At 72.3% G+C, this 26,956-nt stretch carries 26 protein-coding genes; 7 read left to right on the top strand and 19 right to left on the bottom strand.

What is annotated here, in order from left to right; all coding sequences use genetic code 11:
* Positions 1-29 precede the first annotated feature (29 nt).
* From IG62_RS0101250 to IG62_RS0101205, 10 genes are all read right to left on the bottom strand, one after another.
* Entirely contained in the window at positions 30-458 is a 429-nt protein-coding gene (locus tag IG62_RS0101250) for a lasso peptide biosynthesis B2 protein (RefSeq protein WP_030796413.1), read from the bottom strand.
* Positions 455-706, bottom strand: a complete 252-nt coding sequence (locus tag IG62_RS0101245; RefSeq protein WP_030796412.1) for a lasso peptide biosynthesis PqqD family chaperone — start codon at positions 704-706, stop codon at positions 455-457. The genes IG62_RS0101250 and IG62_RS0101245 overlap by 4 nt, the downstream gene beginning before the upstream one ends.
* Positions 690-2,567 carry a lasso peptide isopeptide bond-forming cyclase gene (locus IG62_RS0101240; protein ID WP_078871728.1) on the bottom strand — a complete coding sequence of 626 codons (1,878 nt, stop codon included), beginning with the start codon at positions 2,565-2,567 and terminating at the stop codon, positions 690-692. Before IG62_RS0101240 ends, IG62_RS0101245 begins: the two co-directional genes overlap by 17 nt.
* A 79-nt stretch (positions 2,568-2,646) precedes the next feature.
* On the bottom strand, positions 2,647-2,781 hold the full coding sequence (locus IG62_RS45950; RefSeq protein ID WP_018090024.1) for a lasso RiPP family leader peptide-containing protein: 135 nt from the start codon (positions 2,779-2,781) through the stop codon (positions 2,647-2,649).
* 286 nt (positions 2,782-3,067) lie between these two features.
* Positions 3,068-4,237 (bottom strand): hypothetical protein, encoded by a 1,170-nt coding sequence (locus IG62_RS0101230; RefSeq protein WP_030796408.1) that lies wholly within the window; start codon positions 4,235-4,237, stop codon positions 3,068-3,070.
* Positions 4,238-4,272: 35 nt separating this feature from the next.
* Positions 4,273-5,004: a dioxygenase gene (locus IG62_RS0101225; RefSeq protein WP_030796406.1), complete on the bottom strand. Its 732-nt coding sequence runs from the start codon at positions 5,002-5,004 to the stop codon at positions 4,273-4,275.
* A 181-nt stretch (positions 5,005-5,185) separates the two neighbouring features.
* A complete protein-coding gene (locus IG62_RS0101220; protein WP_234326130.1) occupies positions 5,186-7,801 on the bottom strand; it encodes a helix-turn-helix transcriptional regulator in 2,616 nt (871 codons plus the stop codon).
* Positions 7,802-8,030: 229 nt separating this feature from the next.
* Positions 8,031-8,798 carry a glucose 1-dehydrogenase gene (locus IG62_RS0101215; RefSeq protein ID WP_030796402.1) on the bottom strand — a complete coding sequence of 256 codons (768 nt, stop codon included), beginning with the start codon at positions 8,796-8,798 and terminating at the stop codon, positions 8,031-8,033.
* Positions 8,799-8,969: 171 nt separating this feature from the next.
* On the bottom strand, positions 8,970-10,004 hold the full coding sequence (locus IG62_RS0101210; RefSeq protein WP_030796400.1) for an alcohol dehydrogenase catalytic domain-containing protein: 1,035 nt from the start codon (positions 10,002-10,004) through the stop codon (positions 8,970-8,972).
* Positions 10,005-10,106: 102 nt separating this feature from the next.
* Positions 10,107-10,520, bottom strand: coding sequence for a cupin domain-containing protein (locus tag IG62_RS0101205; protein ID WP_030796398.1), 414 nt, complete (start codon positions 10,518-10,520; stop codon positions 10,107-10,109).
* Between the two features lie 248 nt (positions 10,521-10,768).
* On the opposite strand from IG62_RS0101205, the gene IG62_RS0101200 reads away from it, so the two are divergent.
* The gene (locus tag IG62_RS0101200) at positions 10,769-11,665 is read left to right on the top strand and encodes a helix-turn-helix transcriptional regulator (protein ID WP_030796395.1); all 897 of its coding nucleotides are present in this window, start codon (positions 10,769-10,771) and stop codon (positions 11,663-11,665) included.
* A gap of 14 nt (positions 11,666-11,679) precedes the next feature.
* Here IG62_RS0101200 and IG62_RS0101195 read toward each other — a convergent pair whose 3' ends face one another.
* On the bottom strand, positions 11,680-13,623 hold the full coding sequence (locus IG62_RS0101195) for a YhgE/Pip domain-containing protein (protein ID WP_030796392.1): 1,944 nt from the start codon (positions 13,621-13,623) through the stop codon (positions 11,680-11,682).
* Complete coding sequence (locus IG62_RS0101190; protein WP_030796390.1) at positions 13,620-14,321, bottom strand: ATP-binding cassette domain-containing protein; 702 nt, start codon at positions 14,319-14,321, stop codon at positions 13,620-13,622. Before IG62_RS0101190 ends, IG62_RS0101195 begins: the two co-directional genes overlap by 4 nt.
* Positions 14,322-14,528: 207 nt before the next feature.
* On the opposite strand from IG62_RS0101190, the gene IG62_RS0101185 reads away from it, so the two are divergent.
* The gene (locus IG62_RS0101185; protein ID WP_030796388.1) at positions 14,529-15,206 is read left to right on the top strand and encodes an alpha/beta hydrolase; all 678 of its coding nucleotides are present in this window, start codon (positions 14,529-14,531) and stop codon (positions 15,204-15,206) included.
* A 45-nt stretch (positions 15,207-15,251) separates the two neighbouring features.
* Here IG62_RS0101185 and IG62_RS0101180 read toward each other — a convergent pair whose 3' ends face one another.
* From IG62_RS0101180 to IG62_RS0101170, 3 genes are all read right to left on the bottom strand, one after another.
* The gene (locus IG62_RS0101180; protein ID WP_030796385.1) at positions 15,252-16,616 is read right to left on the bottom strand and encodes an alkaline phosphatase; all 1,365 of its coding nucleotides are present in this window, start codon (positions 16,614-16,616) and stop codon (positions 15,252-15,254) included.
* 164 nt (positions 16,617-16,780) lie between these two features.
* Positions 16,781-17,692 (bottom strand): SDR family oxidoreductase, encoded by a 912-nt coding sequence (locus IG62_RS0101175; protein WP_030796381.1) that lies wholly within the window; start codon positions 17,690-17,692, stop codon positions 16,781-16,783.
* A 28-nt stretch (positions 17,693-17,720) separates the two neighbouring features.
* On the bottom strand, positions 17,721-18,497 hold the full coding sequence (locus IG62_RS0101170; RefSeq protein WP_030796377.1) for an SDR family oxidoreductase: 777 nt from the start codon (positions 18,495-18,497) through the stop codon (positions 17,721-17,723).
* Positions 18,498-18,575: 78 nt separating this feature from the next.
* Here IG62_RS0101170 and IG62_RS0101165 point away from each other — a divergent pair, with 78 nt between their 5' ends.
* Genes IG62_RS0101165 through IG62_RS0101145 form a run of 5 tightly spaced genes read left to right on the top strand, consistent with a single transcriptional unit; the run spans position 18,576 to position 23,036 of the window.
* Positions 18,576-19,367: an enoyl-CoA hydratase family protein gene (locus tag IG62_RS0101165; RefSeq protein ID WP_030796374.1), complete on the top strand. Its 792-nt coding sequence runs from the start codon at positions 18,576-18,578 to the stop codon at positions 19,365-19,367.
* Positions 19,364-20,230 (top strand): CoA transferase subunit A, encoded by an 867-nt coding sequence (locus IG62_RS0101160; protein WP_030796371.1) that lies wholly within the window; start codon positions 19,364-19,366, stop codon positions 20,228-20,230. Before IG62_RS0101165 ends, IG62_RS0101160 begins: the two co-directional genes overlap by 4 nt.
* Positions 20,227-20,994 (top strand): CoA-transferase subunit beta, encoded by a 768-nt coding sequence (locus tag IG62_RS0101155; RefSeq protein ID WP_030796368.1) that lies wholly within the window; start codon positions 20,227-20,229, stop codon positions 20,992-20,994. Before IG62_RS0101160 ends, IG62_RS0101155 begins: the two co-directional genes overlap by 4 nt.
* Positions 20,991-22,073: an NAD(P)H-dependent flavin oxidoreductase gene (locus IG62_RS0101150; protein WP_037837623.1), complete on the top strand. Its 1,083-nt coding sequence runs from the start codon at positions 20,991-20,993 to the stop codon at positions 22,071-22,073. Before IG62_RS0101155 ends, IG62_RS0101150 begins: the two co-directional genes overlap by 4 nt.
* 30 nt (positions 22,074-22,103) lie before the next feature.
* Complete coding sequence (locus tag IG62_RS0101145; protein WP_030796363.1) at positions 22,104-23,036, top strand: tyrosine-protein phosphatase; 933 nt, start codon at positions 22,104-22,106, stop codon at positions 23,034-23,036.
* A gap of 15 nt (positions 23,037-23,051) precedes the next feature.
* On the opposite strand, the gene IG62_RS0101140 is transcribed toward IG62_RS0101145, so the two are convergent.
* The 4 genes from IG62_RS0101140 to IG62_RS0101125 all read right to left on the bottom strand — a co-directional run bounded on the left by IG62_RS0101140 (position 23,052) and on the right by IG62_RS0101125 (position 26,931).
* The gene (locus tag IG62_RS0101140) at positions 23,052-24,209 is read right to left on the bottom strand and encodes an acetyl-CoA C-acetyltransferase (RefSeq protein ID WP_030796361.1); all 1,158 of its coding nucleotides are present in this window, start codon (positions 24,207-24,209) and stop codon (positions 23,052-23,054) included.
* 39 nt (positions 24,210-24,248) lie between these two features.
* Positions 24,249-24,836 carry a TetR/AcrR family transcriptional regulator gene (locus tag IG62_RS0101135; RefSeq protein WP_030796360.1) on the bottom strand — a complete coding sequence of 196 codons (588 nt, stop codon included), beginning with the start codon at positions 24,834-24,836 and terminating at the stop codon, positions 24,249-24,251.
* A 51-nt stretch (positions 24,837-24,887) separates the two neighbouring features.
* Positions 24,888-25,673 (bottom strand): SDR family oxidoreductase, encoded by a 786-nt coding sequence (locus IG62_RS0101130; RefSeq protein WP_030796359.1) that lies wholly within the window; start codon positions 25,671-25,673, stop codon positions 24,888-24,890.
* Between the two features lie 82 nt (positions 25,674-25,755).
* Complete coding sequence (locus IG62_RS0101125; RefSeq protein WP_030796358.1) at positions 25,756-26,931, bottom strand: acyl-CoA dehydrogenase family protein; 1,176 nt, start codon at positions 26,929-26,931, stop codon at positions 25,756-25,758.
* Positions 26,932-26,956 lie beyond the last annotated feature (25 nt).

Raw genomic sequence — 26,956 nt, 5'->3', positions numbered from 1 at the left:
GCGGGTGCGTCCTCGGTGCCTTTCTTCAGCTACTTCCCTGCCGGTGAAAGGGGTGGGACGGCGATCAGCGGTTTGAAGTGGCCCTTGGGGTGGGGCTCGCCTACGGGGCGGCCTTCGGCCTCGACCCAGGCGTGGGCGGCGAAGGGGTGGGTGCGCACGCCGGTGCACCAGGTGGGCCAGGCACCGCGCAAGCGGCAGAGCAGGGCGGTGGCGATGGAACGTTGCAGACAGCCCTGGCCGGCGCAGCGCAGGCTGACCGAGACGACCGCTTCGCGGGCGGCCAGGGCCTGGGCGGCGGTGGCGGGGTGGGCGCCGCGTCGGGCGAACTCCAGGATCCTGCGCAGCCGAGCCGGCTTGGCCTTCGCCAACAGGCGGGCAGCGGCAACGGCCAGGAGGGGGACCGGGCGGCGGTGCAGGGGCAGGCGGGGCCGTTCGGACAGGGCGACGGGAAGACTCACGCGGCCACCAGGTCCGCGGTGCGCAGCTGGGTGAGGACCGCGGTGACGTCCTGCTCGGCGCGGGTGGTGTCGATGTGGTGCCGGGCGGCGAGGTCGGCGGCGATGTCGTGAGGGGTGTAGCCGGCCAGGAGCTGGCGCAGGACGTGGGCACCGGTGGTGTTGAGTTGCCAGTAGCGGCCGGTGCGTTGGTTGAGCAGCACGGTGCCGTCGTCGGTGTCGGTGCAGACCACGTCAGGGTGCAGGTTCATGGGCGTCGGTCGTCCTTCGGGCGGGGGTGGGTTGCGTGGGCGTGGCTGGGACGGGCGTGGGTCGGGTGGCTGCGCGCAGCCAGGTTTCGCAGCCGATGAGGGGTTCCAGGGCGATGTTCATGGCGTTGGTCGCCTGGGGGGCCAGCAGTTGGGTGCGCAGTACGGCCGGGTCGATCAGGCCGTGGGCGGCCAGGGCCGAATCGTCGAACATTTCCAGCAGGGCGGGGAGATTGCGGCGCAGGCCGGTGTTGGCCTCTTCGCTGAACTCCCCCTTGGTGGACCGGCCCAGCACGGTGTCCGGGACGATGCCGCGCATCGCCTGGGCGAGCAGGGGTTTGTAGTGCCAGGGGCCGGCGTGTTCGTGGGTGCGGACCCGTAGCACGGCCTCGATGACGCGGTCGTCGAAGAACGGCGAGTCGAGCTGGACGCCGGCGTCGGCGAACGGGCGGGCCAGCAGGCGGTACCAGGGGGCGGCGGTGCGTACGGCGAGCAAGGTCTGGTGCTGACCGAGGTCGGTGGAGAGCGGCTGTGCGTGGGCCGCGGTGTGGCGGAGGCTTGCGCGGGCGGTCTCGATGGCCTCGGAGGTGACCCAGGCCGGGGCGCGCAGCGGCCACAGGCCCCAGCCCAGGCTGGGGCGGCGCTTGCGCGAGGGTGGGTCGGTGAGGTGGTCGGCCTGGGCGTGCCACCACGATGCCTGGCTGCCGGGGCGGGTCAGGGCGGCCAGGGTGTGCAGCAGCGGCCAGCGCTTCAGGGCCGCGTAACCGCGGACGTGCCTCAGCGCGGTGACGGGGCGGCGCCGCAGAAGGGGGTGCAGGTAGCCGGGGAAGGGGGTGAACAACTCGTCGCCGCCGTGCCCGGCCAGATGGCGCTGCGCTCCGCGGTCCGCGAGCAACCGGGCGGTGTGGCGGGTACGCGCGGCGGTGCGGACGAAGGGGTAGGGCTCTTCGGTGTCGTTCGGTGTGGCCGGGTCGGTGAAGAGCGCCGGGAGGTCGGCCGGGGGTATGACGAGGTGCTCGGCCTGGTCGAGGTGGTCGATGGAGTGGGCGGCGAAGGCGGCGTCGTCGTTGCCTGCCTCGGCCTCGCCCCAGCGGAACGTCAGCAGGTCGGGATGGGTGCGGGCGGCGAGGAAGCACAGGGAGGTGGAGTCCATGCCGCCGGACAGGTCGCTGCTCAGCCGGCCCGTGGCGGGCTCGCGGCCGGCCAGGGCGGTCTCCAGCACTTCGCGCAGGGCTGTTGCGCCGGCGGTGAGCGGGAGTTCAGGGGTGGGGGGCTGCCACCAGCGGACCTGACGGGCTTGCCGGCCCTGCTTGTCCTGCAGCACCAGGTAGTGGTCCGGCGGCAGTGGGGAGACGCCTGCCCACAGGGGCGCCTCACTTAGCGGCGGGGGAACGAGTCCGCCGCAGGCCAGGCGTACGGCCAAGGCACGTTCGTCGATGCCGGCGCCGGTCATCGCAGCCAGCACATCGGCGCGGTCGGCGGCGACGGGCAGGCCGTTGACATCGGTGTGGAAGATCCGGTGCAGTCCGGTGATGCTGCCTTGTACGCGGACCTGTCCGTCGACCGAGGCGATGACGTGGCACGAGCCCGGGAGTGCTGCGGCCAGGGCGTCGATGTCGGCGAGGGTGCGGACACGGGTGGTGAGTTCGGACAACCGCGTGGCGGTGACCGGGCAGATCCCGATCACCGCCACCCGTACCGGGCCCGCCGTGGCCACCTGAACCGCGCCAGGCAGCCACGTGCCCACCAGCCACGGACGCCCGGAGGCGTGCGAGAGTACCTGGGGCGCCGACCAGGGCACCTGCGCACGAACCTCCACCGCGGACGCCGCATCCGGCAGGACCACGAACCCAGCACCGGTCATCTGTGCTTACTCCTGAAAGTCAGCTGTCGAACCAGCTGTGAGATGGTCAGCCGGCTGTCGATCAGCCAGTGACGGTCGGTCAGCCGCCGTAGTGGCCGAAGATGTCCTTGCCCCAGCCGATGAAGCCCAGCGTGTCCTCGTTGAACTCACCGACCTCGACCAGCATCGGGGCGGCGTACGGCTCCACGGTCGACAGCTCGTTCTGCTCTTCCATATCAGCCTCCATGGGTATAAAGCGGCAGTCACCCGACTGCTCGGCACAAGCTAACACCGAAGAATCGCGCCATGATCGAATTTCTTTACGGGTGCGGTGGCGGCTGCCGGGTGTGGTGGAGCTGAGCGGGGAACATACCCGCTGGTCGACGGCGGGTCGGCCCCTTGGAGGAACCCAATCCGTTTTGCTGTGAGCGGAGTTGAGTCATTTTTCCGCCTCGGCTGACGCCTTCTTGAGGGCTTCCTCGGGCAGGGAATCCCCGCTTTTGCGCCGGCCTGACGGTGGATCAGTTCTTGAGGCGGGTGATCGCCGGGATGAGGTCGCCGTGGGGGGAGATTCCGGTGGCCCACAGGTCGGCGCTGTGGGGCACGGTGGTGGAGCTGCGGATGACGAGGTCCGGGGCAGTGGTCTTCTCCCACTGGTCGCGCTGGTCGTTCCAGTGCAGGGCGACGGGGGCTGCCCCCTTGCCGCCCAGGGCCCACAGATCGCCGTTGCCGGTTCTGCCTACGGCGCGGAGCCGGCCGTCGGCCACGTCCGGTGTCTTGGCCGTGGTCCAGGTGCTGCCGTTCCAGTGCAGGGCGAGCGGCCGCTCCGTGCTGCCGGTGGTGCTCCCGCCCACCGCCCAGATGTCGTCCGCCGAAAGGGCGGTGATCGCGCCGAGCCAGTTGTGCGTGGTGTGCGGGCCGGGCGCCGTGACACGCCGCCAACTGGTGCCGTCGAAGTGCAGCAGCAGCGCGGACTGTTGGGACTTCTCGTCGGGGGCGTAGGCGGCTCCCGCGGCCCAGATGTCGTCGGGCGCGACCGCCGTGAGGGCGCTGAGTTCCCCCTTGCCGACATCGGGCAAGGGCTGCCGGTGCCAGGCCTTGCCGTCCCAGGACTGGATGGCCGGGACGCCGTCCTTGATCGACCGGCCCATGGCCCGGCCCACCGTCCACACCTTCCCGTCGGAGGTGGTTGCCACGGCGTCCGGGACGACGTGGCCGGAGGGGTCGTTGGCCAGTTGGTACGCGGTCCACTTGGTGCCGTCCCAATGGGCGGAGGCGCTGCCCACCGCCCAGATGTCGGTGGCCGAGCGGACGGCGAGCGCTTGCGGGAAGCTGTTGTCGGGGAGGGTGGATTCCTGGGTCCATGAGCTACCGTCCCAGCGCAGTGCGATCGCCTCCAGCGAGGTGGCGCTCTTGAGCCGGTAGCCGACTGCCCAGGCCTGCTTGTCGCTCAGTGCGGCGACGGCGGTCAGATCACCCTTCTTGACGGGCACCGGGGTCGCTTGCCACTGCCCCGCGTGCGGGGCGGCGGGGGCGAGGGCTGCCGCGGGAGCGGTGGCTGCGGCCGGAGTGGTCGGATCACCGCTCTGACCGGCCAGGACCAGGCTGCCGGTGACGACGGTGGTGGCGAGGGCGGCCAGCAGGGAGACCCGTACGGATCGCCGCCGGGGGGAGGGGCTGTGCGAGGGCATACGCATTCCTTGTCCGGATGGGGGTGGGACGGTGCCTAGACCGTGGTCGTGATGACGAAGTCGAAGGCGCCGGTGTAGCGGTCGCCCTCCGGGCCGGTGAGGCGGATCGTGCATGCGCGGTTGAGGAGTCGGTCGGCGGCGTTGAGCGCGGCGAAGTCCCTGCCGTACGCCTGGGTGGTGTCGGGGAAGTACAGCTGGGTGAGGAGCACCGGGCCGCCGGAGGCCTGCACCTGGGTGTGGATGTGTGGGGCCCGTTGGCCCCAACGGCCCCAGTAGTCCCGGGGGATGATGGTGCGGAGTCGGTAGGCACCCCTGCTGTCGGTGTACTGGTGGCCGCGCAGGGAGAAGCCCGAGGTGTCGTAGTCGCCGTTTTGGTCGCACTGCCAGAATTCGATGAGCGTTTCGGGCAGGGGCTTGCAGGACGTGTCGTACACGACGCCGTTGAGGTCGAGCCGTACGCCCTGGATCGCCGGCGTGATCAGGTCGCTGCGCTCGGGGGAGTTGGGCTTGAACAGCGGACCCTCGATGGAGGCCGGTGTTTCGTGGCCCGAGCAGGCCGGGGTGACGGCGAGCGGACGGGTGCCGCGCCGGGCCCCCGGGGCGGCCTCCTCTGCTGCCTGGGCCGGAGGGCCGGCGGCGGCAGTCACGCTCGCGCCGAGCGCCACTGCCGTCACTCCGGCGGAGGTCGACCTGATGAAGGACCTGCGGGAACTGCGCTGCGTTCCTGGTGCAGCACCGTCCGGGCCGGTCTCGTCGGCGTACCGCATCGCGTCTCCTTTGCGGGGTGGTGGCGTGGGGAGAGCACCGGGGAGATGAGGTACTCCCCCGGCTCGGGCCAGCCTCCGTGGTCAGGTCGCCTGCGCACATCCGTCGAATGACCGGCCGGTTAGGGGCGTGACGAAACCCCACGGGGAGGCCAAGGGCCGGTCCGGCGGATCACGGACGGAGCTACACCGGCTCGCCTCCGGGGCCGGGACCATCCGTCCGTCCGGTGACCAGGACGGCGATCTGCGTACGGGAGCGGACGCCCAGCTTGTCCCGGACCCGGTCGAGATGACTGGCGACCGTGCTCTTGGACAGACCCAGTTGCGCGGCGATCTGCTGATTGGTCATCCCCTCGGCGACCAGCTGGGAGACCGTCAGTTCGCGTGCCGTGAGCGGAAGTTGGGCGGAGGGGCTGATCGGTTCGGTCGAGGTCCGGCATGCGACGTCGGTGTGCCCAGCATGCTTCGTCAAGCAGTCGGCTGATGCGTTGCCGCGGACGGCGTAGGACAGCAGCCGTTCCCCGCGCAGCCGGCGGCCGGCCGTCATCGCCGCGTCGGCCCGGGCAGGGTGGAGCCGCTCCCTGGCCCGGGCTGCGGCCGCCTCCACCTTTCCCCGCCAGCTCGCTTCCGGTTCGGTGTCGGTGCGTCGTCGTGCCGCGTCGGCCGCGGCGTAGAGCCGTAACGCCCGTTCGGGAGCGCCCCGTTCGGCCGCCACGATGGCCAGGCCCTCCACCGGATAGAGCGCGTGCAGGCTCTCGCCGTCCGGCACCTTCACCAGCACCTCGGCGAACCTGCTCTCGGCGGCGTCCCAGTTCCCCTGCGCCAGGTGGATCGCGCCCGCGGTGTGCAGCGCAGCCGCTGCCTGTCCCGGCGGAGCGTTGGATTCCAGGGCGGGGAGGCACTCCTCCATCACTGCGGCCGCCTGCGCGGTGTCGCCCGTCTGGAGCAGGGCCCAGGCAAGGTGGTGCCGGCACACGGCGACGTCCAGCGGGCGATCCAGCGTACGGACCACCGCCAGGCACTCGGCGAAGACGGCGACGGCGTCGTGGTGGGCATCGCGGCACAGGTGCGCGGCCGCCAGGGCGTCCAGGGCGTTGGCCAGCCGGCCGGGGTGGGGCAAGCCGGCGCGTTCCACGGCGACCGCTTCCCGGGCGAAGGTGAGCGCCGCCGAGCGGTCGGCCTGCTGACAGGCCGCGCGGGCGGCCAGCGCCAGCGCCGCACCGTGGTCCGGGGATCCGTACGTGGTCCGTGCCAGCACCTCGGTGAGCAGCGCACGGGCGGCCGTCAACTGCTCCTGCTGGTAGTGGAGTCGAGCCAACGCGAGGGCCAGCGCGGTATGCCGCGGGTCGCTCCCCTCGGCGGCACGGGCCACGGCTGCCGCGAGGTTCTCCTGTTCCCGGGCCAGCGGCAGGGCGGCGCCGTCGGGGAAGACCATGGCGGCGCCGTCGGCCGCCTGCCCGGCCAGCCGGTCCATCGCCCGGTCCCAGACGGCCGCTGGCTCCCCGGCCTCGGCGAGCCGGTCCGTTCCGTACGCCCGGATCGCCGCGAGCTGCCGGAACCTCGCCACCCCCGCCGCGTCCCCGGGCACCCGCGCGATCAAGGACTTGGCCTCCAGGGCGCACAGCACGGGCAACACCTGGCTCCGCCGTACGCGGCACCGCCCGTCGCCGCAGTGATCACCTCCCTCGACACCGTCATCGGCCGGGCCGCGATCCGCACAGACCGCGGCCGCGCTCTCCGCGTCGAACCCGCCCGCGAGCACCGACAGCCGCCGGAAAACCGTCCTTTCCAGCGGATCCAGCAGGCGATGGCTCCAGTCGATCGTGGTCCCCAGCTCGCGGTGGCGCCCCGGCCCCGTCCTGCTGCCGTCGGTCAGGAGGGACAGCTGATCGTCCAGCCCACGCAGGATTCCGGCCGGCCGGAGCGATGCCGTACGGCCCGCCGCGAGTTCGATGGCCAGAGGCAGCCCGTCCAGCCGCCGGCAGATCTCGGCCACGGTCCGGACATCACCGGGCGTGGGCGCGAACCCCGCATCGCAGGTGCGGGCACGCTCCAGGAAAAGCCTGACCGCCTCCGACCGGAGGAGCGGGTCGATGGCCTGGTCCCCGTGATGGTCTCCGCCGGCACCTGCCGGGGCCGGCGGCAGCGACAGGATGCCGACGCGGAAGACCACCTCGCCGGGCACCCGCAGCGGCTCTCGGCTGGTGGCGAGAATGCGCAGGTTGGGGCATCGGGTGAGGAGTGCCGCGGCCAACGCTGCGCAGGGCTCGGCCAGATGCTCGCAGTTGTCGAGGAGGAGCAGGGTGCTGCGCTTCTCCAGGGCGTGCACCAACGCCTCGCTTCCCGCCCGGCCGGCGCGCTCCCGTACGCCGAGGGCGGCGGCCACGGTCTGCGGCAGCAGCTCACCGTCGTGCAGCCCGTCCAGCTCCACCAGCTGGGCGCGGCCCGCGCGTCCGCCGCGCACACCGCCGGCGAGCTCGACCGCCAGCCGCGTCTTGCCCACTCCGCCGGGCCCGGTAAGCGTCAGCAGCCGCGACGACCGCAGCAGCGTGCGTAAGCGCGCCAACTCCCGTTCACGGCCCACGAATGCGTCGAGCGAGACCGGTAGCCCGCGGCCCGGCAGTCCGGTGGGTGGGGCAGCACGGGACGCTGCGGCCGCCCGCTCCCGGAACGCGCGCTGGCGGCAGGCGTCGGAGCAGTACCGCGCCGGCCGGCCCCCGCGCTGCTTGCCGTCCGACCCGGGCCGCGAGCGCCCCGGAAGCCGCACCCCACATGCCTCACACGCCCACGACTTCGCCACACAGGTATCCTGCCCAACGGATCCCGGACCGGCCACCGACCACCCGGCGGCGCTCGGCCACCCGCCGACGCTCGGGCGGCATGCACCGGGGAACCGGCGCGGGTTTCGTCATCCGGGCAAGGCCTGACCGCCTGACCGTATGAGGACGTTCCGCCTGACCGCCGGGCCGATGCCGGCCACCTCCGCCGGTCACCCGCTACGGACCGGTCCTTCCGGCGAGGCCGGGAGGTCAGCGGGCGACGTAGCCGCCGTCGACGGGCAGTGCGACGCCGATGACGAAGCCGGCGCCCGGGCTGCTCAACCACAGCACCGCGGACGCGATTTCCTCAGCGCGGCCCAGGCGGCCGATCGGCTGGGAGGCTTCGGCCTCCGCCCGGTCCAGCTCGCCCTTGGCGATCATGTCGGCGACCATCGGGGTGTCGATGGTGCCCGGGCAGACCGCGTTGATCCGCACGCCGCGCGGTGCGTATTCCAGCGCGGCGCTGGTCGTCAGGCCGATCACGCCGTGTTTGGAGGCGTGGTAGGAGGCGCGGCCGGGGATGCCGACCAGGCCGCCCAGGGAGGAGCAGTTGACGATGGCACCGCTGCCCTGGGTCCGCATCTGGGCCAGTTCGTGCTTCATGCAGGCCCACACGCCACGTAGGTTGACGGCGTTGACCCTGTCGAAGACGGCGGCGTCCTCGTCGGCGGCGTCGCTGGGCGGGATCTGGATGCCGGCGTTGTTGAAGGCCATGTCCAGGCGGCCGAAGGTTTCCACGGTGCGGTCGACCATGGCGGCGACCTGGTCCTCGTCGGTGACGTCGCAGGGGACAGCCAGTACCTCGTGTCCTTGTGCTCGCAGTTTCTGCGCCGCCGTCTTGAGGGCCTGCTCGTCGATGTCGGCCAGGGTCACGGCGGCACCGGCCTGGGCGTATGCCTGGGCGGTGGCCAGTCCCATCCCGGAGCCGGCGCCGGTGACGAGGGCGACCTGGCCGCTGAAGTCGTAGGTGGGGTTCACTGCGGGTCCCTTTCTGGAGGCGCGAGGTGTGGGGCGCGTCGTGGGCGTACGGATGCGTTGCCGGGTGAGGACGCCCGGCGCTGCGGGCGGGCAGCGAGTCACGTCACCGTGCCCCGGCCGCCCGACCGGGGGGGAGATCTCAAGTGCTCTGCCTGCCGGGCCTGTGACGGGTCAGGGGGTGATGAGGACCTTCAGGGCCTCGCGCCGGTCCATGGCCCGGTAGGCGTCGGGCACCTGCTCAAGGGGGAGGGTGCGGTCGAAGACGCGGCCGGGCTCGACGCTGCCGTCCAGGACCGCGGGCAGGAGCTCGTCGATGTAGGCGCGCACGGGGGCGGGGCCGCCGGTGAGGGTAACGTTGGGGCCGAAGAGGCTGGTGAAGCCGACCGGCGCCGCCTCGTACTGGGGTACGCCGACCCGGCTGATCACGCCGCCGGGGCGCACGGCGCCGACGGCCATGTCGTAGGCGGGCATGTGGCCGACGGCCTCCAGAACCGCGCGGGTGCCGTGGCCGCCGGTCAGGTCACGCACCTTGGCGATGCCCTCCTCGCCGCGCTCGGCGACGACGTCGGTGGCGCCGAACGCGATGCCGAGGTCGGTGCGCGTCTTGTGCCGGCCCATGAGGATGATGCGTTCGGCGCCGAGCCGCTGGGCGGACAGCACGGCGAGCAGGCCGACCGCGCCGTCACCGATGACGGTGACGCTGTCACCGGGCTTCACCCTGGCCTGCTTGGCGGCGTGGTAGCCGGTGCCGTACACATCGGCCAGGGTCAGCAGCGAGGGCAGCAGCTCCTCGTCGACGTCCCCCGGCAGCTTGACCAGGGTGCCCTGGGCCTGGGGGACGCGGATGGCCTCGGCCTGGGCGCCGCCGACACCGGCCGCGAAGAAGCCGCCCCGGAGACAGGAGGTGTGCAGGCCCTCGCGGCAGAACTCGCAGGTGTTGTCGGCGAAGGCGAACGGGGAGACCACCAGGTCGCCACGGCTGAGGCCGCTGACCTCGGAGCCGGTCTCCTCGACGACGCCGTGGAACTCGTGGCCCATGGGCACGGGCCCGTCGGCGGCGGTCAGGGAGTGGTAGGGATGCAGGTCGCTGCCGCACACGCAGGAGCGGACGATCCGGACGAGGGCGTCCGTGGGCTGCTCGATGGTGGGGTCCGGGGCGTCCTGGACACGGACGTCACCGGCTTTGTACAGGAATGCTGCCCGCATGGGACATCGCTCTTTCTGCTCGTCGAGGGGTGCGGTGCACCGGTCCGGTACGCAGCCGGTGGGAGGCACGGTGCACGAGGCGGGGTGGCTGCCGGCGGGCCGTCACCGGCCGGGGGTGGCCAGGGCTGCGGCGTACTGCTCGTCGGTGACCGGCTCCAGCCAGCTGGTGCCGTCACCGCTTCCATCACCGACGACCATGGCGAGGTGGGCCATGAGGGTGGCGTCGGTGGCACCGTGCCAGTGCTCCTCGCCGGCCGGGCACTTCACGGTCTCGCCGGCGCGCACGCGCACGACGTTGCCGTCACGGGTGCCGACCAGGCCGACCCCGTCGGTGATGTGCAGGACCTGTCCCAGGGCGTGGGAGTGCCAGTGGGTGCGGGCGCCGGGGGTGAAACGCACCAGCGCGGCGGCCAGCCGGGCCGGCTCGGCGGGCGTCGCGATGGGGTGGAGAAAGACATCGCCGGTGAAGCGCTCGGCCGGGGCCTTCACGGTGGGGGTGTCAGTGACGTGTTCCACGACTGGATTCCTTGATCGAACTGGCGGCGGGGGCACTGCCGGAGCGGCAGCGCTGCTGGTCAGGCGCCGCGCCGACTGCTTCGGCATCAGGGCGACTCCTTGCTCTCCGGGAGCGACAAAGCTTTCCGGGAGCGTCAAACGCTTCCGCTATCGAGGAAACCGCAGGTCAGCCAAGTGGAGAAGGGCCTGCCGTTACAGGTACTGGCAGAACCCCCCACATGCGTGCCGCCGCGCCTAGCCTGGGATGTGTGAGTACGGAGAGCGACATCCGCGAGTTCCTGGCCTCCCGCCGCGCCAAGATCACCCCGCAGCAGGCCGGGCTGCCCGCCTACGGCGGCAACCGGCGCGTGCCAGGACTGCGCCGGGAGGAAGTCGCCCTGCTCGCCGGTGTCAGCATCGACTACTACGTCCGCCTCGAACGTGGCCACCTCTCCGGCGCCTCCGAGGAAGTCCTCGACGCCCTCGCGAACGCCCTCCAGCTCGACGACGCCGAACGCGCCCACCTCTACGACCTGGCCCGCGCCGCCGCCAAACGCCCCGCCCGCCGCACCACACGCACCCGCGGCCCGCTCCCGGACAGCGTCCTGCGCGTCCTGAGCTCGATGACCGACTGCCCCGCCTTCATCCGCAACGGCCGCCTGGACGTCCTCGCCACCAACACCCTCGGCCGCGCCCTGTACGCCCCGCTGTTCCCCGACCCCGCCGCCCGGACCGTCAACATCGCCCGCGCCCAGTTCCTCAGCCCGGGTGGCCGTGACTTCTTCCCCCACTGGGAGGAGTCCGTGAACACCACCGTCGCCCTGCTGCGCACCGAAGCCGGACGTGCCCCCAACGACACCGACCTGACCGGACTCATCGGCGAACTCGTCACCCGCAGCGAGGAATTCCGCACCGCCTGGGCCAAGCACAATGTGCGCCTGCACCACACCGGCCGCAAGTCCTTCCGCCACCCCGCCGTCGGCGTCCTCACCCTCGACTTCGACGCCATGGAACTGCCCGCCCAACCCGGCCTGACCCTCACCGCCTACAGCACCGCCCCCGGCACACCCGACCACGACGCCTTGCAGCTCCTCGCCGCCTGGGCCGCCACCGAAGCCGACCGGCCCACCAGCCATCCCGCTTCCCCCCACCAGCAGCACCGCTGAGGGTCGCCTCCCCTTTACAGAGAGACGTCGGGATGGAGGCGTCCGACCGTCCAGATCCGTTGCCGCCGTACGGAGAGGGCGGTCACGGTCAGGGAACCGGCGGTGCAGGCGAGGAGGACCGCGAAGTCCCGGAGCAGGTTCCCGGTGAGGCCGCCCGAGACGGTCACGCGCAGTCCGTCGACGAGGTAGGTCATCGGGAGCATCGGGTTCAGCACCTGGAAGAAGGCCGGTTCGGTGGGCAGCGGGTAGAGGCCGCCCGAGGCGGTGAGCTGCAGGATGAGCAGGACCAGCGACAGGACGTCGCCGGGCACCCCGAACACGGTGCGCAGGCAGTGGTCGACGGCCACGAACGCCCCCGCCGCGGTGACCAGGAGCGCGAGCGTCAAGAAGCCGTGGACAGGGTTCAGTCCGAGGGTCAGGTCGACGACACCGTAGAGCACCAGTGCTCCCACGGCGCCGAGCAGGGCGGCCGGCAGCCATCCCGCGACGGCGGTGGTGAAGGCGCCGACCCGGCCGGCCAGGGCACGGGTGTTGAGGGGGCGTAGCAGCAGGTAGGCGAAGAGGCCGAACACCCAGAGGGCGATGCCGAAGAAGAACGGCGCGAGCCCCCGTCCGTAGACCCCGGCAGGGTGCAGGTTCGTCCGGTCGATGTGCACGGGCGAGCCCAGCACTTCGGCGGCGTGGGCGACCTGGTCGGGGCTGGTGCGGGGGATCTTGTGCAGGCCGTCGTCCACGGTGCGGGAGACTTCCGAGGCGCCGCCGTGCGCCTGCTCGGCGGCGGTGTGCAGGGCGCCGGAGCCCTTTTCCAGGGTGGCGAGCCCTTCGACGAGGCCGTGCGCGCCGTCGGCCGCGCTGTGCGAACCGCTGTCGACGAGGCGGAGCGGGGTGTGCAGGGCCAGTACGTCGTGTCGGAGGGAGCCGACGCTGTCCTGGAGGCGTTCGGCTTCGTCGAGGGCCCGCCGGGCGTTGTCCTCCGCGGCGGCGGCCCGTCCGTCGAGGGCGGTGGCGGTCGAGTCCAGACTGCGGACGTGGCTCAGGGCCCTGCGGTAGACGGGGTCGTCGCGTAGCTCTGGGTGGGTGTCGGCGAGATCGGTGAGGTCGGCCACGGCGCGGGAGGTGCCTTTGCGGGTGGCGGTGGTGGCGGTGTGCACGGCGTCCAGGCCGTCGGTGGTCAGCCGGGCGGTGCTCACCAGGGCGGAGGCGGCGCCGGGAAGCCGGTCGGCGGCGGCCTGGTCCAGACGGCCCGCGAGGTCGTCGATTTGTCCGGTGGCGCGGGCGATCTGCTGTGCCCCTGAGGCGACGTCGGCGGCCCCGTCGTGCAGGGTGGAGGTGGCCGAGGTGATCGTGGAAGTGCCCTGCTGGGCCACGCGGGTGGCTCCCACCAGCCGGTGCGCGCCGTCGGAGGCGGTGGTCAACTTGCCGCGTACGTCCGACAGTTCGCCGTAGATGCTGCGCACATAGGCGGCATGGGTGGCGGAGTTGATCTGGTCCTGCAGCTTGGTCTGCACCACTTCGGTCATGATGCCGGCGATGTAGTTGTTGGCATCGTTGAGTTCGATCCGGATGCCGGCCTGTTGGGGCCGGGTGTCGGCGCCGGTGGCGATCTTGCGGCTGAAGTCGGACGGGATGTCGATGGTGAAGAAGTAGCGGCCGTGCTCCAGCCCGTCCCGCGCCTCGTCCTGGCCGACGAAGTGCCAGTCGAAGGTGCCGGACGCCTTGAGCTGTTTCACCAGCTGATCACCGGCGTCGACCCGGCGGCCCTGCTTGGCGTGGGCCAGGTGGTCGTGGTTGACGACGGCCACCGGCATGCGGTCGGTCTTGCCGTACGGGTCCCAGTTCGCCCAGAGGTACATGGCCCCGTACAGCAGCGGCACCAGGCACAGCAGTAAGGGAACCAGACGGCGAACCGGGCCGCGGAAGCGCCGGAGTTCCAGCAGTGCCAGCTTGACGGCTTTCATGTGTCGGTGTCCTCTCGCGCGGCGGCGGTCCGGGCCGGGAGGCGGTCGCGGCTGCGCCGCGGAAGGGACAGCGCGACGAGGCCGGGGGTGGGCGGCGGGGTGCGGAGGCACCCGGCCAGTACGGTGCGCCCGGGCCCGCTGTTCCTGACCTGGTCCAGCGCCTGCCACACGCGGCCGTGCGCCTCGGGCGGCAGGCCGTCGTCGACGTCGTCGACGACGACGAGGGCGCCGGGACGCTCGGCGAGGGCCAGCGCGGTGGCCAGCAGCAGCGCCTCGGCCGGGTCGAGGTCCTCAACCAGCTCGGTCCCGCGTGGGCCGATGCCCACGGTCTCGAACGCCTCGCGGAGGCGCCGCTCGGTCACCCCTGCTCCGGTGAGGCGCCGTTCCGCCATCACCTCCTGCACCCGCAGCCGCCCTTCGAGGGCGACGGCGGGCGCCGCCCGGGCGACGGCAACGGCCGCGCGTACCCGCCGGCCCTCCGCGGGCAGTACGTACCCGCCGACCCGGATGGCCCCGCCGGACAACCGCATCCGCCCGGCCAGCGCGAGCAGCAGGGACGTACGCCCGCTACCGGCCGGCCCGTGCACGGCCAGCAGCCCGCCCGCCGGCACATCCAGGTCCACGCCCTCGAACACCGGCCCTCTCGGACCGTGCACACTCGCCCCACGGGCGATCACGTCAACTCCAGCCCCTGTCATGCAGCAAGTCCTAGCCGGGAGTGGCCAACGCACCCCTGTCGCAGGGCAGTTGTGACGATGTTCACGTCGGCCCACGCGACGCCATCTACCGGGCCTCAATGGCGTTTCGCCATGGCGTTACGCTGTGCAGCGGTTTTGGCGCGGCCGGCGACCGGGGCGGGTGCCCTTCCCGGTCATCCCCTCGCCCCGACGCAAAGGATCACAACGATGACCACCGGCACCGACGCTGCGGATGCGGGCAGTCCGCGACGGGAGCCCGCGCGCCGGCGGCTCGTCGTCCACCGCGGCCCCACCGCCCCGCGGGCCGCCGTACTGTTCCTCCACGGTGGCCGGGCCGACAGCACCGACCCGCTACCGCTGCTGAATCTCCCCGCCCTGCGCATGCGGCCCTTCCTGGGTGCCGTGGCGCGGGCCGCGGAGGGGAACGACGTCCTGCTCGCGTCCGTGCGCTACCGCTGTCGCGGTTGGAACGGCGAGGCTGCCGACGCCGCCCGGGACGCCCGTCAAGCACTCGACGATCTGGTGGCGCACTGCCCCGGCGTGCCGATCGTGCTCATCGGCCATTCCATGGGCGGGCGGGCGGCACTGCACGCCGGAGGTCATGCGGCGGTCCGCGGCGTCATCGCACTGGCACCCTGGTGCCCACCTGGGGAACCGGTGTCCCATCTGCGGGGAAAGCTTCTCGCGCTGCTCCACGATGCCCGCGACCGGATCACCGACTACCAGGGCTCCCGCGACTTCAGCGAACGTGCGCGACAGGCCGGCGCGGATGCTCAATTCCTCACCATGGACCGGGGCCGGCACGCCATGCTGCGGGATGCCGGGCGGTGGCACCGGACCACCGCCCGTCTCACCCATGCCATGCTCGCCGCCCACCGGCCATGACCCCCTGGGCGGGTTGTCGCGGCCGGCCTGGGCGGGTTGCTGCGGTCAGCGCAGGCGCAGTGCCTCGCGGACGGTGGTGAACAGGTCGGTCTGGTTGGTGACGCCGAGGACGCGGTAGGCCTGCGGGCCCTGGGCGGCGATGCGGACCTCGGTGCCGGTGTGTTCCTGGGACCGGCCCGGGGTGTTGGTCGAGTAGTTGACCTTCAGCTGCTGGCCCTCGTCGGTGACGAGCGTGGCGGACATACCGGGCGGAGTGGCCTCCAGCGGCACGATCTGGCTGGTGTGGCCGTGGTCCGCGGTGGTCACCACGAGGGTGTCGGGGTGCACGGCCGCGTAGGCGCGGGCCACCTTGACGGCACGGTCGAACGCGGCGGTCTCGCCGATCTGACCGCACGGGTCGGCCGCGTGGTCCTGCTTGTCGATCGAAGCGCCCTCGATCTGCAGGAAGAAGCCCTGCCGGGAGTGGCGCTGCTTCTGCTTGGCCTCCAGCAGCTGAATGGCCTTGGCCGCGGAGTCGGCGAGAGTCGGGGTGGCGGCCGGGCGGTTGGGGTTGGACGTCACGCACCGCTGCGGGTCCGTGCCGCCGACCGCCGCAGGCTTGCCGGTCCACTCGGTGGGGACGTTGCCGGAGGCGAACAGGCCCAGCACCGGCTTGCCTGCCGTGACGTTCTGCAGGCCGGCGTTGTCGGTGACGACCTGGTAGCCGAGCTTCTGGGCCTGCTCGGTGACGGTGAGGCCCTTGTAGGCGCCGTCGGTGACCTTCTGGTCGAAGCGCTGCTTGCCGCCGCCGAGGAGCACGTCGGCCCGGTGGTTGACCGACTGTTCGGCGATCGAACCCGGTCCGCCCTGGGCGATCGTGTCGGACGGGCACTTGGCCATGTCGGCGGGGCCCTGGCAGGAGCGGTCGGTGGCGTGCGAGGCAAGCACGGCCGGGGTGGCGTCGGTGAGTTCGGCGGTGGTGACGCTGCCGGTGGCGTAGCCGTTCTTCTGCGCCAGTTCCAGCAGGGTGGGGACGGCCTTGTCGGTGCCGGGGGTCTTGGAGATGCGGCCGTTGACCGTCTTCACGCCGGTCGCCCAGCCGGTGCCGCTGGCGGCGGAGTCGGTGACGTAGTCCGGGGTGCCGTCCGCGTGCACGGCGTACGTGGTGTAGGCGCCGGTCAGCGGGAACTTGTCCATGTTCAGGCGGCCGTTGGCGCCGACCGTGTAGTCGCGGGCGAGGGTGATCTCGGAGTCGCCCATGCCGTCACCGATCAGCAGAATGACGTTCTTGGCCTTCCCGCTCTTGATGGCGTTCTGGGCCTGCTCCTTGGGGCCGGAAGCGCCGGCCGTGGTGGTGGCGACCACGGCGGCAGCGGTGGCGGCGGCAAGGGCGGTGACGATGGTGACGTGACGGCGACCGGGTCTGTGCATGGAAGCAGCAACTCCTTGAGGCGTCCGACAAGCGGATGCGGTGTCAACGGGCGGAGTCAGATCACCAGTCCAGGGTGAATCGAGTGTGACGTTCCGGAGCTGCCATGGTTGCCAGGTCATGACGTGAGCCGGGTGCGGCCTGGCGGCGGCGGGTGCGGTGGCTGTTACTGCGCTCCGTACACCGGCTGTGGGGGCTCGGCGTCGGCGAGGAGCTTGCGGGCGGTGTCGCCCGCCTCGGCCGGGGTCCAGCGGGCGCCCCGGTCGGCGGTGGGGCCGGGCCGCCAGCCCGTCATGACGGTGATCCGCCCGCCCTCCGCTTCGAAGACCCGCCCGGTCACCCCGGCACTGGCGCCGGACCCCAGCCAGACGACGAGCGGGGAGACGTTCTCGGGGGCCATCGCGTCGAAGCCGTCGCCCTTAGGGGCGGCCATGGTGTCGGCGAAGGCCTGCTCGGTCATCCGGGTGCGGGCGGCCGGGGCGATCGCGTTGACCTGGATGCCGTAGCGGCTCATCTCGGCGGCCGCGACGAGGGTCAGACCGACGATCCCGGCCTTGGCGGCGGAGTAGTTGCCCTGGCCGACGCTGCCGAGCAGACCGGCCCCGGAACTGGTGTTGATCACCCGGGCCTCGGGCGTGCGGCCGGCCTTCGCCTCGGTCCGCCAGTGCGCGGCGGCGTGCTTGAGGGGCAGGAAGTGGCCCTTGAGGTGGACCCGCATGACGGCGTCCCAGTCGTCCTCGTCGAGCTTGACCAGCATGCGGTCGCGCAGGAATCCGGCGTTGTTGACGAGGGTGTCCAGGCGGCCGAAGGTCTCCAGGGCGGTGGCGACGAGGGAGGCGGCGCCGTCGGCGGTGGCGATGTCGCCGCCGTGGGCGACGGCCTCGCCGCCCCGCGCGCGGATCTCGTCGACGACCTGCTGGGCGGGGCCGGCGGCCGCTCCGGTGCCGTCGAGGCCGACGCCGAGGTCGTTGACGACGACCTTCGCCCCCTCGGCGGCGAAGGCGAGGGCGTGCGCGCGGCCCAGTCCGCGGCCCGCTCCGGTGACGACGGCGACGCGTCCGGTGCAGATTCCGGTCATGAGGTTCCCTTCGGATCAGCTGGTGTCGTCAGTTGTTGACGGTCGCGGCGTCGAGGAACGCCGGCCGCTCCCCGCCCCCGTGGATGTGCAGGCTCGCGCCGCTGATGTACGCGGCCCGGTCCGAGGCGAGGAAGACGCAGGCGTCGCCGATCTCCGTCGGATCGGCGAGCCGGCCGAGCGGGACGGTGCGGCCGACGGAGGCGATGCCGTCCTCGTCGCCGTAGTGCAGGTGGGAGAGTTCGGTGCGGACCATGCCGAGGACGAGGGTGTTGACGCGCACCCGGGGCGCCCATTCCACGGCCATGGAGCGGGCCAGGTTGTCCAGGCCGGCCTTGGCGGCGCCGTAGACCGCGGTGCCCGGTGAGGGCCGGGTCCCGCTGACGCTGCCGATCATGAGGATCGACCCGCCGCGTTCCTGACCGCGCATCAGCTCGTACGCGGCGAGCGAGGCGCTCAGCGGCGCGACGAGGTTGAGTGCGACGAGCCGGGCGGCGTGCTGGGGGTCGCTGTCGGCGAGCAGCCGGAACGGGGTGCCGCCGGCGTTGTTGACCAGGGTGTCCAGCCGGCCGTGGTCGTCGTGGACCCGGTCGAAGAACGTGCCGACCGCGTCCGGGTCGCGCAGGTCGAGCGGGAGGAAACGGGCGGTGCGCCCGGCCGCTTCGACGGGCCGGTCCGGGGGGCGTCGTGCGCAGGTCACCACCTCGGCGCCGGCGGCGAGCAGGGCGCGGGTGATTCCCGCGCCGACGCCCCGGGTTCCCCCGGTGACGACGGCGACGTGTCCGGACAGATCGATGATCGCTGCCAATGCACACCTCCCGCAGCGAGCGGACCGCTGCTACCTTGCGCCTAACAAATGTTTGGTGGAAAGGTAGCGGATCTGCTCATGGGTGTCTCCACCTCCGCCCCGGAAGAGGGCGTCGCCGTCGTCACCGTGGACTTCCCTCCGGTCAACGCCCTTCCCGTGCAGGGCTGGTACGACCTCGCCGCCGCCGTACGCGCCGCCGGGACCGACCCGAAGGTGCGCTGCGTGGTGCTCACCGCCGCCGGCCGCGGCTTCAACGCCGGGGTCGACATCAAGGAAATGCAGCGCACGGACGGCCACCAGGCGCTGATCGGCGCCAACCGCGGCTGCTACGACGCGTTCGCCGCCGTCTACGACTGCGAGGTGCCGGTGATCGCCGCCGTGCACGGCTTCTGCCTGGGCGGCGGGATCGGGCTGGTCGGCAACGCGGACGCGATCGTGGCGAGCGAGGACGCCACCTTCGGCCTGCCCGAGCTGGACCGGGGCGCGCTCGGCGCGGCCACCCACCTGGCCCGGCTGGTCCCCCAGCACCTGATGCGGGCGCTGTATTACACCTCCCGCACCGCCACCGCGCAGGAGCTCCACCGGCACGGCTCGGTGTGGCGGGTGGTCCCGCGCGAGCAACTCCAGGACGCAGCAAGGGAGTTGGCCCGTGAGATCGCTGCCAAGGACGGCTTCCTGATCCGCCTCGCCAAGGCCGCGATCAACGGTATCGACCCGGTGGACGTCCGTCGCAGCTACCGCTTCGAGCAGGGATTCACCTTCGAGGCCAACCTCAGCGGCGTCGCCGACCGGCTCCGCGACACGTTCGGCACCGACGCCGGCACCGCCACCGACGCCAGCACCGCCACCGGAAAGGAGCGGCAGCCATGAGCAGGGACAAGACGATGACCGCCAAGGAGGTGGTCGGCCGGCTGGAGAGCGGCATGACCCTCGGCATCGGCGGCTGGGGCTCGCGCCGCAAGCCGATGGCGCTGGTCCGGGCGCTGCTGCGGTCCGACCTCACCGATCTGACGGTGGTGAGTTACGGCGGCCCCGACGTCGGACTGCTCGCCGCCGCCGGGAAGATCCGCAAACTGGTCGCCGCCTTCACCACCTTGGACTCGATCCCGCTGGAGCCCCACTTCGGGGCGGCCCGGCAGCGCGCCGCTTTCGAGATGGTGGAGCTGGACGAGGCCATGTTCATGTGGGGCCTGACCGCAGCCGCGCACCGGCTGCCGTTCATGCCGATCCGCGCCGGCATCGCCTCGGACGTGATGACCGTCAACCCGCAGCTGCGGACGGTCCGGTCCCCCTACGAGGACGGCGAGGAGCTCGTCGCCGTACCGGCCCTGCGGCTGGACGCCGCGCTGGTGCACCTCAACCGGGCGGACGTGCACGGCAACGGCCAGTACCTGGGCCCGGACCCGTACTTCGACGATCTCTTCTGCCAGGCCGCCGACCAGGCGTACCTCTCCTGCGAGCGGATCGTGGCGACCGCGGATCTGCTCACGGCGCAAGGGCCGCAGTCACTGCTGGTCAAGCGGGCGTTCGTGAACGGCGTGGTGGAGACCCCGAACGGCGCGCACTTCACCTCCTGCGCACCCGATCACGACCGCGACGAGGCGTTCCAGCGCGCCTACGCCCGGGCCGCCCGCGACCCCGAGGCCTGGCGGGCCTTCACCGAGCGGTTCCTGTCGGGCGACGAGGACGCGTACCAGGCCGCCGTTGCGGCGTTCCACGAGGAGGAAGCATGAGCAGCGGCGCGACGACGGCGACCCGGGCCGAGTACTGCGTGGTGGCCTGCGCCGAGGCCTGGCGGGACGCGGGCGAGGTGCTGGCCAGCCCCATGGGCACGGTCCCGATGATCGGCGCCCGGCTGGCGAAGCTCACCTTCTCCCCCGACCTGCTGCTGACGGACGGCGAAGCCTTGCTGATCGGCGACGTACCGGCGGTCGGCGCCGAGGCCGAGGTGGTCGAGGGCTGGCTGCCGTACCGCCAGCACCTGGCGCTGGTGGCCACCGGGCGGCGGCACGTGATGATGGGCGCCGGTCAACTGGACCGGCACGGCAACCAGAACATCAGCTGCATCGGGGACTGGGCCCGGCCCGAGCGCCAACTGCTGGGGGTCCGCGGGGCGCCGATCAACACGCTCAACAATCCGACCAGTTACTGGGTTCCGCGGCACTCCCCGCGCGTCTTCGTCGAACGGGTCGACATGGTGTCGGGGGTCGGCTACGACCGCGCCGCCGCGGCCGGCCCGTCCGCGAGCCGCTACCACCGCATCCCCGAGGTCATCAGCGACCTCGGCGTCTTCGATTTCGAGACCCCGGACCGCACGATGCGGCTGCGCTCGCTGCACCCGGGGGTCACGGTCGAGCAGGTCGCCGAGGCCACCGGTTTCGCGCTCACCGTCCCGGACGAGGTGCCGTACACCCGCCAGCCCACCGCCGAGGAGCTGCGGCTGATCCGCGAGGTGGTGGACCCGAAGGGCCTGCGCGAGCGCGAGGTGCCGGCATGAGCGACGCGCGCCGCATGACGGACATCAGGATCGAGACCCCGCTGACCGAGCTCGTCGGGGTGCGGCACCCGATCGTGCAGGCCGGCATGGGGTGGGTGGCCGGCCCCCGGCTCGTCTCGGCCACCGCCGACGCGGGCGCGCTGGGCATCCTCGCCTCCGCCACCATGACCACGGAACAGCTGCGTGCGGCCGTGCGCGAGGTCGCGTCGCGCACGGACGCGCCGTTCGGGGTCAATCTGCGGGCGGACGCGGGCGACGCCGCCGAACGCGTCCGCATCCTCATCGACGAGGGCGTGAAGGTCGCCTCGTTCGCCCTGGCCCCCTCCCGGGAACTGATCGCCCGGCTCAAGGACGCCGGGGTGGTCGTCATCCCGTCGATCGGCGCCCGGCGGCACGCGGAGAAGGTCGCCGCGTGGGGCGCCGACGCGGTGGTGGTGCAGGGCGGCGAGGGCGGCGGCCACACCGGGAACGTGGCCACCACGGTCCTCCTCCCCCAGGTCGTCGATGCCGTGGACATCCCGGTGATAGCGGCCGGCGGCTTCCACGACGGCCGGGGCCTGGTCGCCGCGCTGGCCTACGGCGCCGCCGGGATCGCCATGGGCACGCGTTTCCTGCTCACCTCCGACAGCACCGTCCCGGACGCGGTCAAGGCCAGATACCTGGCCGCGACGGTCAAGGACATCACCGTCACCACCAAGATCGACGGCCTGCCGCACCGGATGCTGCGCAGCGAGCTGGTCGACGCACTGGAGCGCTCGGGGCGGGTGGCGGCGCTGCTGCGGGCGGTGCGCCACGCCGCCGCGTTCCGGCGCGACTCCGGTATGAGCTGGCCGCAGATGGTGCGCGACGGCCTGGCCATGAAGCACGGCAAGGACCTGACGTGGAGTCAGGTGCTGCTGGCGGCCAACACCCCGATGCTGCTCAAGGCCTCGATGGTCGAGGGCCGCACCGATCTCGGGGTGATGGCCTCAGGCCAGGTCGCGGGGCTGATCGACGACCTGCCGTCCTGCGCCGAGCTCGTCCACCGCGTCATGACCGAGGCGCAGCACCGCCTGCGCACCCTTCCCCTCGCAAGCTGAATTCCCCCTTCCACACAGGGAGTTGATGTGATGGGCACTACCCCTGTACGGCTGGCCCCGGTGGCGATCGCCGCCATGGTCACCCTCGGCGTCCTTCCGCCCTGCGCCGTCGCCGACGCCCCGGCGCAAGGTCCCGGCGCCACCGCCCCGCCGCACGAGCGGGGCGCCGCCACCGTCCACCGCATCGCGCTGCAGGGCGCGGTGAACGTCCGCGACCTCGGCGGCTACCGCACCGCGCTTGGGCGGTACGTCCGCTACGGCCAGGTGTTCCGGGCCGACGGGCTCGGCAAGCTCACCGACACCGATGTGGCGAAGCTGTCCGCGCTGCGTCTGCGGAGCGTGGTGGACTTCCGCGTGCCGCTGGAGGTCCGGCAGGACGGCGCGGACCGCCTGCCCGCCGGACTGTCCGCCACCGCACGGCCCGCGGACGACCTCGGCCTGTACGAGAAGACGAGGGCGGCCATCGTCACCAAGGACCCGGCCAAGCAGCAGGAGCTGCTCGGCGACGGCAAGGCGGAGGAGCTGATGCGGTCGATCTACCGCAACTTCGTCACCAACGAGAAGAACCGCGAGAGCTTCACGGGGACCCTCCGCGACATCGCGGACCACGAGCGGTCCCCGCTCCTGTACCACTGCACCTCGGGCAAGGACCGCACCGGCTGGGTGAGTTACCTGCTGCTGCGCGCCCTCGGTGTCCCGGCCCGCACCGCGGCCGGCGACTACCTGCTCTCCAACGAGCTGCGCGCCGAGGCGGACCGCACGACCCGGGAGGCGCTGAAGAAGGCCGGCCTGATGGAGAACCCCGACCTTCTCATCCCGCTCCAGGAGGTCCGCGAGGACTATCTACGGGCGGCGCTGGACCAGGCCGAGGAGGACTACGGGAGCCTCGACGGCTATCTGCGCCAGGGCCTCGGCCTGGACACCGCGACCCTGGTCAGGCTCCACGTGCGGCTGCTGAGGTGAGGAATTCGGCGGGGGTCAGAGGCGCTCGATGATCGTGACGTTCGCCTGGCCGCCGCCCTCGCACATCGTCTGCAGACCGAATCGGCCGCCCGTGCGCTCCAGTTCGTGCAGCAGGGTCGTCATCAGCTTGGTGCCGGTGGCGCCGAGCGGGTGGCCGAGGGCGATGGCGCCGCCGTTGACGTTGACCCTCTCCGGGTCGGCTCCGGTCTCCTTCAGCCAGGCGAGGACGACCGAGGCGAAGGCCTCGTTGATCTCGACGAGGTCGATGTCGTCGAGGGTCATCCCGGCCTTCTTCAACGCGTAGGCGGTGGCGGGGATCGGCGCGGACAGCATCCGGATCGGGTCCTCGCCGCGGACGGAGAGGTGGTGGATGCGGGCGCGCGGGGTCAGTCCGTGTTCCCGCACGGCGCGCTCGCTCGCGAGGAGCAGGGCGGAGGCGCCGTCGGAGACCTGGGAGGAGACTGCGGCGGTGAGCCGGCCGCCCTCGGTCAGCGGCGGGAGGCCGGCCATCTTCTCCAGGGTGGTGTCGCGGCGCGGGCCCTCGTCGGTGGTCACGTCGCCGTACGGGACGGTCTCGCGGTGGAAGCGGCCCTCGTCGATGGCGCGGACGGCCCGCTGGTGCGAGCGCAGGGCGAACTCCTCCATGGCGCGGCGGGAGATGTCCCATTTCTTCGCGATCAGTTCGGCGCCGTGGAACTGGTTGACGGGCTGGTCGCCGTACCGGGCCCGCCATCCCTCCGAGCCGGCGTACGGGCCCTGGGTGAGGCCGAGCGGCTCGGCGGCCTGGCGGCTGGCGAAGGCGATCGGCACCTGGGACATGTTCTGCACGCCGCCCGCGACGACCAGGTCCTGGGTGCCGGAGAGGACACCCTGGGCGGCGAAGTGCAGGGCCTGCTGGGAGGAGCCGCACTGCCGGTCCACGGTCACTCCGGGGACCTCCTCCGGCAGCCCGGCGGCCAGCCAGCAGGTGCGGGCTATGTCGCCCGCCTGCGGACCGACGGTGTCGAGGCAGCCGAAGACGACGTCCTCGACGGCCGCCGGATCGGCTCCGGCGCGCTCCATCAGCGCCTTCAGCACATGCGCGCCGAGGTCGGCCGGGTGCACGGCGGACAGCCCCCCGTTCCGCTTGCCGACCGGGGTGCGGACCGCTTCGACGATGTATGCCTCGGCCATGACCACTCCTCTTCCTTGTCTACGTTCTCGGGTCGTCCGTCATTCCCGGACGGCGATGCCCTCCAGCACCGTCGACAGGTACTGGCGGGCGATCTCCTCCGGGCTGTGCTGGCCACCCGGCCGGTACCACGAGGCGGCGACCCAGACGGTGTCGCGCACGAAGCGGTAGGTGAGCCGGATGTCGAGGTCGGCGCGGAAGTCCTCGGCGGCCACGCCGCGCTCCAGCGTGCCCAGCCACGCCCTTTCGAACTTCTGCTGTGCGTCGGTGAGGTAGCCGAAGCGGGGGTGGGTGCGCAGGTGATGGGACTCCTGCTGGTAGACGGCGACGGCGGCGCGGTGCCGGTCGATCTCCCGGAAGGATGCGGTGACCAGGGCCTCGATGGTTTCCCTGGGGGCGAGTCCGGCGGCCAGTACGGCGTCGTACCGGGCCCGGAGCTCGTCCAGGAAGGTGGCGAGGATCTCGTCGAGCATCGATTCCTTGGAGTCGAAGTGGTAGTAGAGGCTGCCCGCGAGCATGCCCGCCGCGTCCGCGATCTCGCGGACGGTGGTGGCGTGGTAACCCTGCGCGGCGAACACCTCGGCGGCGGTGGCCAGGAGTTCCCCGCGCCGCTCGGGCGCCGGGCTCATCGCGGTCTTCCTCCTGCCACTGCCGGCTTCCGGCGCCTGGCCGCGGTCGCCTCACGGATGCTGGCTGCTGACCGACAGGACCTCCCCGGTGAGGTACGAGGAGTAGCCGCTCGCGAGGAAGACGATGACGTTGGCCACCTCCCAGGGCTCGGCGTAGCGGCCGAACGCCTCGCGGGCGGTCAGCTCCTCCAGCAGCTCGGGCGTGGTGACCTTCACCAGGTGGGGGTGCATGGCGAGGCTCGGCGAGACGGCGTTGACGCGCACTCCGTAGTCGGCGGCCTCCAGGGCGGCGCAGCGGGTGAGGGCCATGACGCCGGCCTTGGCGGCGGCGTAGTGCGACTGGCCCTGCTGGGCCCGCCAGCCGACGACGGAGGCGTTGTTGACGATGACGCCGCCGCTGCCCGCGGCCTTCATCCGGCGCAGCGCGGCGCGGGTGCAGCGGAAGGTGCCGTTCAGGGTGACGTCGAGGACCCTGTCCCACTGCTCGTCGGTCATGTCGACGAGGTCGGCGGTGCCGCCGAGCCCGGCGTTGTTGACGACGATGTCGAGCCGGCCGTGGCGTTCCTCGGCCAGCTCGAAGAGGGCCGCGACCTGGGACTCCTCGGTGACGTCGCAGGGCAGGGCGGCGACGCGGTCGGCGCCGAACCGGGCGGCGAGCTCCGCCTCGGACTCCTTGAGGCGGCGGGCGTGGGCGTCGGAGAGGACGACGCTCGCGCCCTCTTCGAGGAGGCGCCGGGCGGTGGCGCCGCCGATTCCGGCGCCGGCGGCGGCGGTGACGACGGCGGTCCGGCCCGCGAGCAACCGGTGGCCGGGCACATACGGGGGCGCGGCACTCATGGGCGAACCTCCTTCGGCAGGCCGAGGCTGCAGTCTTCCGGAGGACGCCCCCCGTACCCCCGGTCCGTGCTCGGCGGCCTCCTCATGGGCGAACCTCCTTCGGCAGGCCGAGCACGCGCTCGGCGATGATGTTGCGCTGGATCTCGTTCGAGCCGGCGTAGATCGTGTCGGCGCGGGAGAAGAGGAACAGCCGCTGCCAGTCGTCGAGGTCGTACGGCGCACCGGCGGCCGTCATGCCATCGGCGCCGCGCACGTCCATGGCGAGTTCGCCCAGGTCGCGGTGCCAGGTGGCCCAGAAGATCTTGCCGATGGACGCCTCGGGGCCGGGGGCGCCGGCCGCGACGCCGTCGAGCATGCGCAGCGCGTTGCAGCGGATGATCTCCAGGCCGGTCCAGGCCCGGGCGATACGGTCGCGGATCAGCGGGTCCCGGGCGGCGCCGTTGCGCTTCGCCAGCTCGATGAGGGATTCGAGTTCGCGGCGGAAGCCGACCTGCTGACCGAGGGTGGACACACCGCGTTCGAAGCCGAGGGTGGCCATGGCGACCTTCCAGCCCTCGCCCGGCGCTCCGACGATGTTCCCGGCGGCGGTGCGGGCGCCGTCGAAGAACACCTCGTTGAACTCGGACGTGCCGGTGAGCTGGGTGATCGGCCGTATCTCCACGCCCGGCCGGTCGAGCGGGACCAGTAGGTAGGACAGGCCGTGGTGGCGGGTGGAGCCGGGTTCGGTGCGGGCGACGACGAAGCACCAGTCGGATTCGTGGGCGAGTGAGGTCCAGACCTTCTGGCCGGTGACCACCCACTCGTCCGCCTCCTCGTCGAGCTCGGCCCGGGTACGCACGTTCGCCAGGTCCGATCCGGCGTCCGGCTCGCTGTAGCCCTGGCACCACAGCTCGTCGACGGCGACGATCCGGGGGAGGAAACGCTCCCGCTGCTCGGGGGTCCCGAAGGCCATCAGGGTGGGGCCGAGGAGTTGTTCGCCGAGGTGGCCCACCCGGGCGGGGGCGTCGGCGAGGGCGTACTCCTCGTGGCAGGCCACCTGCTGTTCAAGGGTGGCGCCCCGCCCGCCGTACTCCTCCGGCCAGCCGAGGCAGGTCCAGCCCGCGGCGGCCATGTGCCGCTCCCAGGCGAGGCGTTCGACGAAGGCCTCGTGCTCCCGGCCGGGCCCGCCGCGTCCGCGCAGGCCCGCGAATTCCCCGCTGAGATTGGCCCGCAACCAGGCCCGGAACCCGGTGCGGAACTCCTCGACGCTGCTGCTCATGGGCGGCTCCGGACGACTCTCGTGG

Origin of the sequence: Streptomyces sp. NRRL S-337 (genome assembly GCF_000720175.1) — a bacterium.
Classification (GTDB): Bacteria; Actinomycetota; Actinomycetes; order Streptomycetales; family Streptomycetaceae; genus Streptomyces; species Streptomyces siderophoricus.
The sequence above is the reverse complement of the archived record's forward strand: the minus strand, read 5'-3'. Positions and strand labels throughout refer to the sequence as shown.